This is a genomic window from Mycobacterium sp. KBS0706, from assembly GCF_005938675.2.
GTDB lineage: Bacteria > Pseudomonadota > Alphaproteobacteria > DSM-16000 > Inquilinaceae > Inquilinus.
This window is the reverse complement of sequence record NZ_VCCH02000087.1, coordinates 1-12,242: the sequence shown is the minus strand read 5'-3', so window position 1 is coordinate 12,242 and position 12,242 is coordinate 1. Positions and strand designations below refer to the sequence as shown.

General features: G+C 69.8%; 13 protein-coding genes. 6 read left to right on the top strand and 7 right to left on the bottom strand.

Translation table 11 applies throughout. From position 1 onward, the window contains the following. Positions 1–4: 4 nt before the first annotated feature. From FFK22_RS32515 to FFK22_RS32500, 4 genes are all read right to left on the bottom strand, one after another. Entirely contained in the window at positions 5–577 is a 573-nt protein-coding gene (locus tag FFK22_RS32515; protein WP_138893050.1) for a DUF1993 family protein, read from the bottom strand. Continuing rightward, the gene (locus FFK22_RS32510; protein WP_138893049.1) at positions 574–1,167 is read right to left on the bottom strand and encodes a HutD family protein; all 594 of its coding nucleotides are present in this window, start codon (positions 1,165–1,167) and stop codon (positions 574–576) included. The genes FFK22_RS32515 and FFK22_RS32510 overlap by 4 nt, the downstream gene beginning before the upstream one ends. A 78-nt stretch (positions 1,168–1,245) precedes the next feature. Then, positions 1,246–1,482 (bottom strand): hypothetical protein, encoded by a 237-nt coding sequence (locus tag FFK22_RS32505; protein WP_138893048.1) that lies wholly within the window; start codon positions 1,480–1,482, stop codon positions 1,246–1,248. 11 nt (positions 1,483–1,493) lie between these two features. Beyond that, positions 1,494–2,231 carry a 2OG-Fe(II) oxygenase gene (locus FFK22_RS32500; protein ID WP_138893047.1) on the bottom strand — a complete coding sequence of 246 codons (738 nt, stop codon included), beginning with the start codon at positions 2,229–2,231 and terminating at the stop codon, positions 1,494–1,496. A 223-nt stretch (positions 2,232–2,454) separates the two neighbouring features. On the opposite strand from FFK22_RS32500, the gene FFK22_RS32495 reads away from it, so the two are divergent. After that, complete coding sequence (locus FFK22_RS32495) at positions 2,455–3,573, top strand: vWA domain-containing protein (RefSeq protein ID WP_221939019.1); 1,119 nt, start codon at positions 2,455–2,457, stop codon at positions 3,571–3,573. Positions 3,574–3,716: 143 nt separating this feature from the next. On the opposite strand, the gene FFK22_RS32485 is transcribed toward FFK22_RS32495, so the two are convergent. After that, positions 3,717–4,520 (bottom strand): helix-turn-helix transcriptional regulator, encoded by an 804-nt coding sequence (locus FFK22_RS32485; RefSeq protein ID WP_138893045.1) that lies wholly within the window; start codon positions 4,518–4,520, stop codon positions 3,717–3,719. Positions 4,521–4,627: 107 nt separating this feature from the next. Here FFK22_RS32485 and FFK22_RS32480 point away from each other — a divergent pair, with 107 nt between their 5' ends. From FFK22_RS32480 to FFK22_RS32465, 4 genes are all read left to right on the top strand, one after another. Further along, positions 4,628–6,088: an MFS transporter gene (locus tag FFK22_RS32480; RefSeq protein ID WP_138893044.1), complete on the top strand. Its 1,461-nt coding sequence runs from the start codon at positions 4,628–4,630 to the stop codon at positions 6,086–6,088. Between the two features lie 56 nt (positions 6,089–6,144). After that, the gene (leuD, locus tag FFK22_RS32475; protein ID WP_221939018.1) at positions 6,145–6,771 is read left to right on the top strand and encodes a 3-isopropylmalate dehydratase small subunit; all 627 of its coding nucleotides are present in this window, start codon (positions 6,145–6,147) and stop codon (positions 6,769–6,771) included. A 56-nt stretch (positions 6,772–6,827) separates the two neighbouring features. After that, positions 6,828–7,943 (top strand): 3-isopropylmalate dehydrogenase, encoded by a 1,116-nt coding sequence (gene leuB / locus FFK22_RS32470; RefSeq protein WP_138893043.1) that lies wholly within the window; start codon positions 6,828–6,830, stop codon positions 7,941–7,943. A 331-nt stretch (positions 7,944–8,274) separates the two neighbouring features. Continuing rightward, positions 8,275–9,657, top strand: coding sequence for an OmpP1/FadL family transporter (locus FFK22_RS32465; protein WP_138893042.1), 1,383 nt, complete (start codon positions 8,275–8,277; stop codon positions 9,655–9,657). Positions 9,658–9,923: 266 nt separating this feature from the next. Here the strand turns inward: FFK22_RS32465 and FFK22_RS32460 are convergent, their stop codons facing one another. After that, the gene (locus tag FFK22_RS32460; RefSeq protein WP_138893041.1) at positions 9,924–10,256 is read right to left on the bottom strand and encodes a DUF962 domain-containing protein; all 333 of its coding nucleotides are present in this window, start codon (positions 10,254–10,256) and stop codon (positions 9,924–9,926) included. A gap of 148 nt (positions 10,257–10,404) precedes the next feature. Between FFK22_RS32460 and FFK22_RS32455 the strand changes: the two genes are divergently transcribed. Further along, positions 10,405–11,433, top strand: a complete 1,029-nt coding sequence (locus FFK22_RS32455) for an aspartate-semialdehyde dehydrogenase (protein WP_138893040.1) — start codon at positions 10,405–10,407, stop codon at positions 11,431–11,433. A gap of 123 nt (positions 11,434–11,556) precedes the next feature. Here the strand turns inward: FFK22_RS32455 and FFK22_RS32450 are convergent. Next, a partial coding sequence (locus tag FFK22_RS32450; RefSeq protein ID WP_143956903.1) for an adenylate/guanylate cyclase domain-containing protein occupies positions 11,557–12,242 on the bottom strand: 686 nt, incomplete at its 5' end.

The window sequence follows — 12,242 nt, the reverse complement described above, 5'->3', positions numbered from 1 at the left end:
GGCGCTACGGCAAACTCGAATACACCGGCGGTCCCTCGAAATCCTGCTTGCCCAAGGCGACGCCGGCATGGCGCAGGATGGCGTAGGCCATGGCGATGTGGAAATGCAGGTTCGGCAGGGCGTAGTGCAGCAGGAAGGGCTGGCCGGCGAAGCGGCGGGTGCGGCCGCCCATCGTGACGTCGACCATCCGCGCCTCCGACCCGTCGATCTGCTCCGGCCGCAGGGTCTCGACGAAGGCGATGGCAGCGTCGAGCCGGGCGGTCAGCTCGGGAAAGCTGGCGGCAGTGGTGGCGAAGCGATGCTGGATGCCGCGGTTGAACACCGCGAAATCCTCCGCCTCCGGGTCGGGCAGTGCCAGGCCGGCCAGGCGGGCCGCGGCGCCGCGGGCGCCGTCGGCGGCGATCTGCACCTGGCGGTGCAGCGGGAACATGTCGGGCGCCAGCCGGGCCTCCAGCAGGGTCGCCGGATCCAGGCCCGCGCGGACGGCATGCGCCTCCGCCTTCCTCAGGATGCCGCCACAGTTGCCCAGCATGCGCGCGAACACCGGCACCGAGGCCTGGTACATCGAGAGGGTCATCGCGGCCGCAAGGCCACCGCATAGACCAGGCTGTCGGCCTCGGCGCCGCGGAGATGCGGGGCGCGGTCGTCCTCGTCGGTGATCACGGCGGTCTCGCCCTCGGTCACCGCCAGGTGGCGGCCGATGTCGATCACCGCGGTGCCGCGCAGCACGGTGAACAGCCAGACCGGCGCCGGCTCCAGCATCGCATCCGCGTCGTCCAGCGCGGCGACGCGATAGTCGATCTGCAGCGACCGGTCGGCGATGACGTTGAGGTCGCGCACCGGGCCGGCCACCAGCCTGCAGCTGGTCGCGGCCTCGCCGTCGAAGTCGAAGGGCTCATAGGGCCGGTCGAGGCGGACCGTGCGCGGCGGGACGCCGGGCTTGGTGATGGTCAGCTCCATGCCGCGGCCGGACAACAGCATGATGGTGCGGCAGCAGCCGGGGAAGGTGGAGAAGGGGCCGTCCGACTCGACCTCGGCCAGGCTCAGCCGCCAGCGGAAGCCGGCCGGGCTGTCGGCCGGCTCGAAGGCGATCTCGGCCGTCCGTCCCCCACCGTTGCGCCAGGGCATCAGGCGGTGCTGGGCGGGCGGGATGATGCGGGTGGGCATGGGCGACCTCAGGCAGCGGACGCCGAATCATACCATAGGAGGAGCCGCGTCCATCCGGGATCGCGTCGCTTTCCCGCATCATTTGCCGTCATGGGTGCAGCTGTCGGGGCGGGGCTTCGGGCCGCGCCGCTCGGGCGGCACCTTGCAGTTGTCGACGCGCTGCTCGTCGTCGGCCTTGCTGCCCAGCCGCTCCTTCCCCGTCTTCTGGGGGCCGGTCTTGAGCGGATTGCCGGCCGGAGAGCCCTGGGCCAGGGCGCCGGTGCCGCCCAAGGCCAGCGCCAGGCCAATGACGGCGCCGCGCAGGATCCAGGCCATCCCACCCGCCCTCACCTGGCGTCGTGGAAGATGATGCCGAGCGTGTGCCGGCAGCCACTGCGGAGCCGGCTGACGCCGTGGCGCAGATTGACCGGGTAGTCGCCGCGGGTGCCGGCGACCGGCCGGTGGTGCACGGCGAAGGCGACGCCGTCGCCCTGGCGCAGCGGTACCACCTCGGGCCGCGACTGCATGCGGGGCCGCTGCTCGGTCAGCACGAACTCGCCGCCGGTGAAGTCGCGGCCGGGCTCGGACAGCAGGATCGCGACCTGCAGCGGGAAGGCCAGGTCGCCATACAGGTCCTGGTGCAGGCAGTTGAAGTCGCCCGGCTCGTATTGCAGCAGCAGCGGCGTGGGCCGGGTCTGGCCGGCGGCGTGGCAGGCCTTCAGGAAGGCCTCGTGCCGCTCCGGATAGCGGGTGGCGATGCCCATCCGCGCGTTCCAGCCATTGGCGACCGGCGCCAGCCGGGGATAGAGGGCGGCGCGCAGCCCGGCGATCGGGTCCGGCAGCGGATAGGCGAAATACTTGTACTCGCCGCGGCCGAAGCCGTGCCGGGCCATCACCACCCGGCTGCGGAACGGCTTGTCCTCCGGATACAGCGCGGCGACGGCGCGGCACTCGTCCGGCGTCAGCAGCGCCGGCAGCACCGCCGCGCCATGCTGGTCCAGCTCTGCCGCCGCGGCGTCCCAGTTGATCCCCGCCACGCGGTCGGCGGGGAGAGTGTCGTCAGGGCGAAGTGCGGTGCGGGGCATCGATGCCTCCCTTGTCGCTGTCATGACGGCAAGGTGGGGCCTCCGGTTCCGGCGGGCACTCCGGCTCTTGCGGTCAAATTGCGGCAGGAGTGGCCGGATGGCACAGGACGATGGCCGGATTGCGGAGGATGCGGCTTCGTTCCGCCCTGGAAACGACTTGGCCGGGGCCGATACCACCCGGCGAACCCGGCCTCAGGGGCCGGCGGATTCAGGGGAGAGTGCCATGTTGAAGCGTCTAGCCGTCCGCACCCTGCTGTTGGGCACGGCGTTCGCGGCCACGCTGGCAGCGCCGGCCTGGGCCGCCCAGGGCCAGACCCGGCCGCGGGTCGAGGTCGCCTTCGTGCTCGATACCACCGGGTCGATGGCCGGGCTGATCGACGGCGCCAAGCGCAAGATCTGGTCGATCGCCACCAGCATCGTCGAGACCAACCCGGATGCCGAGATCCGCATGGCCCTGGTGATCTATCGCGACCGCGGCGACGACTACGTCGCCCGGACCTACGACCTGACCGCGGACATCCAGGGCCTATATGGCGACCTGCTGCAGCTGCGCGCCGACGGCGGCGGCGACTGGCCGGAATCGGTGAACGAGGCGCTGCACGCCTCGGTCAACAAGCTGCGCTGGAGCCAGGACCAGGCGACGCGCAAGATCGTCTTCCTGGTCGGCGACGCGCCGCCGCATATGGACTACGCCAACGCCCCGAAATACCCCGAGGTGGCGGCGGCGGCCCGCCGCGCCGGCATCGTGGTCAATGCGGTGCAGGCCGGCGATGCCGGCGACACCCGGCAGATCTGGCAGGACATCGCCCAGCGCGGCGCCGGCCGCTACATCCCGATCCCGCAGGATGGCGGCCAGGTGGTGACGATCGAGACGCCCTATGACGGCGACATCATCATCCTGCAGCGTCGGATCGACGCCACGGTGATCCCCTACGGCTCGGCCCGTCAGCAGGAGAGCCTGCGCGGCAAGATCGAGCTGCGGGCCGCGGCCCCGGCCTCGGTGCAGGCCGACAATTCCGGCTTCTACAGCAAGCGCGCCGACCACAGCGCGGTGGTGACCGGCGCCGGCGACCTGGTGGCCGACATCGCCGCCGGCGACAAGACGCTCGAGGCGGTGCCGGAGGGCGAGTTGCCGGAGGTGCTGCAGGGCAAGTCGGCGGCCGAGCGGCAGGCCTATGTCGAGCAGCAGCGGTCCGAGCGCGCGGCGCTGACGGCGCAGATGGCGGAGCTGGTCGGCCAGCGCGACGCCTATATCGCCGAGCAGGCGAAGCAGAGCGCCTCGGTCTCGACCGACAGCTTCGACCGCGCGGTGGAGGAGACGCTGCGGACGCAGCTGCAGTAGGGAGACCACTCGGAAATGCTACTGGCGTGGCCGTCTGATGGCGGTTTCTGCGCTTCCGGTGCTCACGGACTTTAACGTCCGCTGCGCTCCGGTTCTCGAAACCACCACCAGCCGACTCACGCCAGCGCATTTCCGAGCGGTCTCTACGCCGGCACGGGCGTGTAGGTCACCATCCGGAGGTCGGGTGCGCCTTCGACCAGGAAGGTGGCGTGGGTGAATTCGAGCTCGCCCAGCGTGTCGTGGCGGATCCGCTTCAGCCCCTCGCTGCGCTCGGCCACGTCCTGCTGCGGCCACCAGCGGCGGAACTCCGGGCTGGCCGCCTGCAGCGCCTCGACCAGCTGGGCGAAGGCGGGGTCGCCGCCGGCGCGGCCGTGGTCCAGGCGGAACTTGGCGAGGACGCGGCGGGCGCCGGTCTCCCAGTCCGGGATCATCCGGCGCCAGCGCGGGTCGGCGAAGATCATCCACAGGCTGTTGCGCTCGGCCGGCGGGATCAGCGCGTAGTCGCCGAACAGCGCGGTGTTGGCGGCGTTCCAGGCGACGATGTCCCAGCGCGCGGTCTTGATGTAGGCGGGGTTCGGCAGACTGTCCAACAGCGCCTGCAGGATCGGCGACACCAGCGGCAGGCCGGGGGCCGCATGCGGCGGCGGCCGGTGCTGCGCCAGGGCGTAGAGATGCTGCCGCTCGGCCTGGGTCAACCGCAGCGCCCGGCACACCCGCTCCAGGAAATCGGCCGAAACCTGGATGGCGCGGCCCTGCTCGAACCAGGTGTACCAGGTGACCCCGACCCCGGCGAGCTGGGCCACCTCCTCGCGCCGCAGCCCCGGCGTGCGGCGGCGCGATCCCGGCGGCAGGCCGACCTCGTCCGGGCTGGTCCGGGCCCGGCGATCGCGCACGAAGTCAGACAAGGCGCGGCGATCATCGGTGCGCTGCAGGCTGGTGACGGCCATGAGCCTGTTGCTTTCACTAATAGGATAAGAACTTATCTTTTCCTATTATAGGCCATCGCCCAGTCTCTGTCGCGGGCGGACTGCCGGTCCGCCGATGGAGATCCCGCATGACCGATGTGACCTATTCCGCCCCGGCCGAGCGCCCGGCGACCCCGGCGCGACTCTGGCTCGGCCTGGCCGTGATGCTGATCGGGCCGTTCATGACCGTGATGGATGTGATGATCGTCAATGTGGCGATCCCGAGCATCCGGCTGGGGCTGGGCGCCAGCTATGCCGAGGCCGAGCTGGTGGTGGCCGGCTACAGCCTGGCCTATGCGGTGGCGCTGATCACCGGCGGGCGGCTGGGCGACCTGCGCGGCCGGCGGCGGATGTTCGTCGCCGGGCTGCTCGGCTTCACCGTCACCTCGGCCTTCTGCGGCCTGGCGCCGAGCGCCGAAACGCTGATCCTGGCCCGCCTGCTGCAGGGCATCACAGCCGCGATGCTGTTCCCGCAGGTGTTCTCGCTGATCCGCGTCACCTTCCCGGAGCCGCAGGCCTGCGCCAAGGCCTTCGCCGCGCTTGGCGTGGTGCTGGGGCTGGCCGCGGTCGCCGGCCAGGTGCTGGGCGGCATCCTGGTGGCCGCGGACCTGTGGGGCCTGAGCTGGCGGCCGATCTTCCTGGTCAATGTGCCCGTCGGCCTGCTGGCCGCGCTGGCGGCACCACGGCTGATACCGGCGGATGTGGTGCGGCCGGGGCAGCGGCTGGACCTCGCCGGCGTGGCCTTGAGCGCGCTCGGCCTCGGCCTCTTGCTGTATCCGCTGATCGAGGGGCGCGAGGCCGGCTGGCCGGGCTGGTCGCTGGCGATGCTGGCGGCCGCGGTCCCGGTGCTGGCCGTCTTCGGCCTGCACCAGCACGCCCGGTCGCGCCGCGGCGCCTTCCCGCTGCTGCAGACCGCGCTGTTTCGCGACCGCGCCTTCGCCGCCGGGGTGCTGCTGGCGCTGGTGTTCTATTCGACGCTGAACTCGGTCTATCTCGCCTATGCCTTCCTGGCGCAGCTCGGCCTCGGCCGGACGGCGCTGGCGGCGGGGCTGGTGTTCTCCCCGGCCGCCGTGTCCTTCATGATCGCGTCGATCGCCGCCGGCCGGGTCGCCCCCGACCACCGGCGCGCGGTGCTGATGGCTGGGGCCGCGATCGCCGCGCTGGGCGAGTTCGTCGCCGCCGCCACGGCGCTGGTGGCCGCGCCGCTGCAGGCGGAGGCGCTGATCCCGGCGCTGTTGCTGCTCGGCACCGGGCAGGGGCTGCTGATGACGCCGCTGTTGAACACCGTGCTCGGCGGTATCCGCGACGGCGACATCGGCTCGGCGTCGGGCATGCTCAGCACCATGCAGCAGGTCGGCGGCGCCTTCGGTGTGGCCGTGGCCGGGATCCTGTTCGCCGCGGTGCTGGACGGCGCCCGCGCCGCCGGGGTCGGCGAGGCCGCCGCCTATGCCCGCGCCTTCGCCGCCGCGGCCGGCTATGGCGGGCTGGCGACCCTGGTCACGCTCGGGCTGCTGTTCGCCCTTCCGAAAATTGCACCGCGCGGAGGGTGACGATTCGGCGCTTTGGGGCGGCGGCCGGCTGTGGCATGACTTCCCGGTCTTCCCCATTGAGCACAGCCGCCGCCATGCAGCCCTTCACCACGCTCACCGCCGTCGCAGCGCCGCTGCCGATCGTCAATGTCGACACCGACATGATCATCCCGAAGCAGTTCCTGAAGACGATCAAGCGCACCGGCCTCGCCGCCGGCCTGTTCTACGAGCTGCGCACCGACGAGCAGGGCAACCCGAAGGATTTCGTGCTCGACCAGCCGGCCTATCAGAAGGCCCAGATCCTGGTCGCCGGCGACAATTTCGGCTGCGGCTCGTCGCGTGAGCATGCGCCCTGGGCGCTCTTGGATTTCGGCATCCGCTGCGTGCTGGCGCCCAGCTTCGCCGACATCTTCTATAACAACTGCTTCAAGAACGGCATCCTGCCGATCGCCCTGCCGCAGGAGCAGATCGAGGAGTTGATGAAGGACGCCGAGAATGGCGCCAATTCGACCATGACGATCGATCTGGAGAAGCAGGAGATCACCCGGCCGGACGGCCAGACGCTCCGCTTCGACCTCGACCCGTTCCGCAAGCACTGCCTGATCAACGGCCTCGACGACATCGGCCTGACCCTGCAGCAGACGAGCGAGATCGACAGCTTCGAGGCCAAGCGCAAGACCGCCCAGCCCTGGCTGGCGGCCTGATCCGCCGGGCTTCTTCCACCATCCCTTCCTCAAATCCCGCTGAAGGTCGTTTTCCCATGGCTGCCAACAAGAAGCTCCTCGTCCTGGCCGGTGACGGCATCGGCCCGGAGGTGATGGGCGAGGTCAAGCGCGCCGCCCAGTGGCTGGGCAGCCACCGCGCCGTCGGCTTCGACATCGACGAGCAGCTGGTCGGCGGCTGCTCGATCGACGCCAACGGCGTGCCGGTCACCGACGCGACCATGGAGAGGGCGCTGGCGGTCGACGCGGTGCTGCTGGGCGCGGTCGGCGGGCCGAAATGGGACGGCGTCGACTTCTCGATCCGGCCCGAGGCCGGCCTGCTGCGCCTGCGCAAGGACCTGGAGCTGTTCGCCAATCTGCGCCCGGCGCTGGTCTACCCGGCCCTGGCCGACGCCTCGACCCTGAAGCGCGAAGTGGTCGAGGGCCTCGACATCCTGATCGTGCGCGAGCTGACCGGCGGCGTCTATTTCGGCGAGCCGCGCGGCATCACCGACCTCGGCAACGGCGAGCGCCGCGGCATCAACACCCAGGTCTACACCACCTCGGAGATCCGCCGCGTCGCCGCCGTGGCCTTCGAACTGGCCCGCAAGCGCGGCAACAAGCTGTGCTCGGTCGAGAAGATGAACGTCATGGAATCGGGCCGGCTGTGGCGCGAGGAGGTGACGAAGCTGCACCAGGAGCAGTATTCCGACGTCCAGCTCAGCCACATGCTGGCCGACAACTGCGCCATGCAGCTGGTGCGCAACCCGAAGCAATTCGACGTCATCGTCACCGACAACCTGTTCGGCGACATGCTGTCGGACGAGGCGGCGATGCTGACCGGGTCCCTGGGCATGCTGCCCTCGGCCTCGCTCGGCGCGCCCGACGCCACCGGCCGCCGCAAGGCGCTGTACGAGCCGGTGCACGGCTCGGCCCCGGACATCGCCGGCCAGGGCAAGGCCAACCCGATCGCCACCCTGCTCAGCTTCGGCATGATGCTGCGCTACAGCTTCGACCTCGGCGCCGAGGCCGACCTGATCGAGGGCGCGGTGTCGGACGTGCTCGACCGCGGCGTCCGCACCGCCGACATCGCCGGCACCGGCGCGACGCAGGTGGTGTCGACCGGCGACATGGGCACCGCCATCCTGGAAGCGATGGCCGCGCGGTCGCGCTGACCCCTCCCCCAATAATTTGTGCAGTGCGAAAGGGCGGAGCCGCTGGCTCCGCCCTTTTTGTCTGGCGTTTCGTCAGTCGCCGCGCATAACGAATCAATTTTATGCGATTGGCGCCGGCCCCCGCCGCGAACAGTTCCCGACTGTTCTTCCCGGGGGCATTTTCGGCGGCGGGTTGACGTAGCGTCCGGCTGGGCTTCGACGAGCCGCAGGTTTTCAATCTCATCGAGATCTTGAACAGTGCTTGACGGCGCCGCCGACTTTGGCGTGACGTAACCGTTACAAGCGCAACATTGCGCAACAGATCGGTCACGACCGGGGGGGACATGCCGAGATGAAGCAGGGGATTTCGCGTCTGGCGCTGGGGGTGGCGGCCGTGTCCGCCGCGGCGGGGCTCGGGGCCGGGGCGGCACATGCGGCAGGCTTCTTCATCCAGGAGCAGAGCGTGACCGGCCTCGGCCGCGCCTTCGCCGGCGGGGCCGCCGCGGCCGACGACGCCAGCACCATCTTCTTCAACCCGGCGGGCATGACCTTCCTGAAGCAGGGCGAGGCGCAGTTCGGCGGCAGCCTGCTGATCCCGGACTCCAGGCTGACGGATGACGGCTCGACCATCGACTACCCGGCCTTCCGCACGCGGGCCGGCATCTTCAACCCCGGGCCCGGCGCCATCTCCGGCGAGAGCAAGAGCAACAACCCCTACGACCCGACCCTGGTGCCGCACGGCTATGTCGCGCTGCCGGTGCCGAACACCGAGAACCGCCTGTGGGTCGGCTTCGGCCTCGGCGCCCCGTTCGGGCTGGAGAGCCAGTACAACAGCAACTGGTTCGGCCGCTACGACGCCACCAAAACCGAGCTGCAGGTCTATAATTTCTCGCCGACCGTCGCCTATCGGGTGAACGACTGGCTGTCGATCGGCGGCGGCATCGACATCTCCTATGCCTGGGCCAAGCTCGAGAGCAAGGTGCCGAACCCGGTCGGCGCGCTGCTGCCGGCCTTCTCCGACGACGGCGACCTGTCGATCAAGGGCGACAGCTGGGCCATCGGCTACAACATCGGCGCCATCGTGCAGCCGGTGGAGGGCACCCGCGTCGGCGTCCATTTCCGCTCCGGCGTCGACCATATGCTGGACGGGCGGGCCAGTCTGAAGGATATCGACTTCCCGCCGCTGCCGGGCCTGCCGGCGACCGCGGATTTCGCCACCGGCGGCCGGGCCAAGCTGAACCTGCCGCCGATCCTCAGCTTCGGCGTTCGGCAGGAGATCACGCCGCAGATCGCGCTCTTGGGCGGCGTCACCTGGTACGGCTGGTCGTCGTTCAAGGAGATCCGGGTCAAGCGCTCGGACGGCGCCGACGACCTGGTGAACGAGCAGCGTTACCACGACACGGTCGGCGTCTCGATCGGCGGCGAATACTACTGGAACGACGACCTGACGCTGCGCGCCGGCTTCCAGTATGACCCGACGCCGACCAAGGCTGGCTATCGCTCCAGCCGCACCCCGGACGGCGACCGCTACTGGCTGTCCTTCGGCGCCAGCTACGACGTCATGCAGAACATGTCGGTCGACTTCGCCTACACCCACGTCTTCATCGACGGCCGCAAGATGGACGCCGAGCGCGACTTCTATGTCGGCACGCCGCTGGAGACGAAGGTGTCCTACGACGCCTCGAACAGCAGCGGCGTCGACATCCTGGCCTTGGGACTGCGGTACCGGTTTTAATGGAACTCACTCTTCAACACCCCGTCATCCCGGGCGCTGCGCAGCACGAAGTGATGCGCTGCAGACCCGGGATCTCTTCGAGATCAGCGCCGAGATCCCGTGTCTGCGCAGCGGCACTTCGCGCCGCAGCGCGCACGGGATGACGATAGAAATTTTGGGAAGGCCTCACTTCCGCCCGGCATGACCCTTCAGCAGCCCGATCGCTTCTGCCGTCGTCCTGACGTCGCCGAAGTTGCGGCAGCCAGTCGCCGGCGCTGTCCATCGGGTCAGGTCGGGACTCCTGCCCGGCGCAGCTCCTCGCCGAGGCGGCCGGACACCCATAGCCCGTACATGCGGAAATCGCTGAGCAGCGACCACAGCGGATAGGTGAAGGTGGCCGGGCGGTTGTGCTCGACGAAGAAATGGCCGATCCAGGCGAAAAGATAGCCCGCGACCAGCGCCGCCGGCAGCCACCACCAGTTGCCGGTTGCGATCAGCAGCACCAGGCACAGCAGCGCCAGGCTGGTGCCGAAAAAATGCAGCACCCGGGTCCGTGGCCGGGCATGCTCGCGCAGGTAATAGGGCCAGAAGGCGGAATAGCTCGGCAGGCGCTCGGCCATAGCGGTTCCTCCGTGTTGTCCAGCGGCCAGCCGGCACTTGACGGCATGATCGCCGCGCGCTCGGCGCATGACTGTGCCATTGCGCCCGGATCGGCATACATTCTACCGAGTGCGTCCTTAACAGCAATCGAACAGCCGGATTACAGACATGGGCTATCGGGTCGCGGTCATCGGAGCCACCGGCAATGTCGGTCGCGAGATGCTTTCCATCCTCAACGAGCGTGAGTTCCCGGTCGACGAGGTCGTCGCCCTGGCATCGGAACGCTCGGTCGGGCGCCAGGTCTCGTTCGGCGAGGACGACGTCCTCGACGTGCAGGACCTCGCCAAGTTCGACTTCAAGGGCATCGACATCGTGCTGTCCTCGCCGGGCGCCAAGGTCTCGGCGGTGCACAGCCCGCGCGCGGCCAAGGCCGGGGCGGTGGTGATCGACAACACCTCGCAGTTCCGGATGGACCCGGACGTGCCGCTGGTGGTGCCCGAAGTCAACCCGCAGGCGATCGCCCAGGTCAGCCGCAAGGGCATCATCGCCAACCCGAACTGCTCCACCATCCAGATGGTAGTGGCGCTGAAGCCGCTGCACGAGCTGGCCAAGATCCGCCGCGTCGTGGTCTCGACCTACCAGTCGGTCTCCGGCGGCGGCAAGGAGGCGATGGACGAGCTGTTCAACCAGACCCGCGCCGTCTATGTGAACGACCCGATCGTGAAGGAGAAGTTCACCAAGCAGATCGCCTTCAACGTCATCCCGCACATCGACAGCTTCATGGATGACGGGTCGACGAAGGAGGAGTGGAAGATGGTGGTCGAGACCAAGAAGATCCTCGACCCTGCGATCAAGGTCGTCGCCCATTGCGTGCGGGTGCCGGTCTTCATCGGCCATTCCGAGATGGTGAACATCGACTGCGCGAACCCGATCTCGGCCGCCGAGGCGCGGGCCGCGCTGAAGCGGGCGCCGGGGATCTCGGTGATCGACCACCGCGCCGACGAGGGCTATGTCACCCCGGTCGAATGTGCCGGCGAGGACCTGGTCTATGTCAGCCGCATCCGCGAGGACGTCACGGTCGAGAACGGCCTGTCCTTCTGGGTGGTCGCCGACAATCTGCGCAAGGGCGCAGCGCTGAACGCGATCCAGATCGCCGAACTCCTGGTCAAGGACGGCCATCTGCGCAAGGCGGCGTGATATCCGCTGAGTCCAGATACACTCTTCTCCGTCATCCCGTGTCTGCGCTGCGGCGTGAAGCGCTGCTGCGCAGACACGGGATGACGATCCATTTACCGGTCCAACTGCTGGCAGGTGCCCCGGTCACGCATCCGGCAGGGTGAAGACGGCGCAGGGCGCCGCGATGCCGCGCAGCGGATGCTCGCCCAGCGGCACCAGCGGCGCCGTGGTCTCGGCGGCGAGCGCGCCGGAGACCAGCACCGCCCGGCCCAGCGGCCGGCACAGCCCCTCCAGCCGGCTGACCAGGTTGACCGCCGGGCCGATGGCGGTGAAGTCCAGCCGGTCGGCGGCGCCGATATTGCCCCACATCATCTCGCCCAGATGCAGCGCCGCGCCGAAGGGCAGCGGCGGCAGGCCCCGGGTCCGCCGCGCTGCGTCGAGATGGGCCATGCCGGCGCGGGCCGCGGCGATCGCGCGCAGCGCCGCGTCGCAGGCTTCTCCCGGAGGACCGGTGACCGGGAAGATCGCCAGCAGCCCATCGCCCATGAACTTCAGCACTTCGCCGCCGAAGGCGTGTACCGCCCCGGCGATGCGGTCGAACCAGGCGTCGAGCGTGGCGATCACCTCGGCCGGCGGCGTCGCCTCGGACAGGGCGGTGAAGTCGCGCAGATCGGCGCAGAGCAGGGCGGCGCGGATGGTCTCGCCGGCGCCACGGCGCAGCGCGCCGGCCTGGACCCGGGCGGCGCTGCGCCGGCCGAGATAGGCCTCCAGGAGGGCCGCCAGCGCCGCCCGCGAGGCCAGGGCGGCCAGCGGCGAAGCGGCGAAGCGCG

Excerpts from the sequence above, each read along its gene's own strand:
- FFK22_RS32465 (WP_138893042.1), top strand. The coding sequence starts at position 8,275 with ATGAAGCAGGGGATTTCGCGTCTGGCGCTGGGGGTGGCGGCCGTGTCC.
- FFK22_RS32495 (WP_221939019.1), top strand. The coding sequence starts at position 2,455 with ATGTTGAAGCGTCTAGCCGTCCGCACCCTGCTGTTGGGCACGGCGTTC.
- FFK22_RS32485 (WP_138893045.1), bottom strand. The coding sequence starts at position 4,520 with ATGGCCGTCACCAGCCTGCAGCGCACCGATGATCGCCGCGCCTTGTCT.
- FFK22_RS32480 (WP_138893044.1), top strand. The coding sequence starts at position 4,628 with ATGACCGATGTGACCTATTCCGCCCCGGCCGAGCGCCCGGCGACCCCG.
- FFK22_RS32500 (WP_138893047.1), bottom strand. The coding sequence starts at position 2,231 with ATGCCCCGCACCGCACTTCGCCCTGACGACACTCTCCCCGCCGACCGC.
- FFK22_RS32460 (WP_138893041.1), bottom strand. The coding sequence starts at position 10,256 with ATGGCCGAGCGCCTGCCGAGCTATTCCGCCTTCTGGCCCTATTACCTG.
- FFK22_RS32515 (WP_138893050.1), bottom strand. The coding sequence starts at position 577 with ATGACCCTCTCGATGTACCAGGCCTCGGTGCCGGTGTTCGCGCGCATG.
- leuB (WP_138893043.1), top strand. The coding sequence starts at position 6,828 with ATGGCTGCCAACAAGAAGCTCCTCGTCCTGGCCGGTGACGGCATCGGC.
- FFK22_RS32510 (WP_138893049.1), bottom strand. The coding sequence starts at position 1,167 with ATGCCCACCCGCATCATCCCGCCCGCCCAGCACCGCCTGATGCCCTGG.
- FFK22_RS32505 (WP_138893048.1), bottom strand. The coding sequence starts at position 1,482 with ATGGCCTGGATCCTGCGCGGCGCCGTCATTGGCCTGGCGCTGGCCTTG.
- FFK22_RS32455 (WP_138893040.1), top strand. The coding sequence starts at position 10,405 with ATGGGCTATCGGGTCGCGGTCATCGGAGCCACCGGCAATGTCGGTCGC.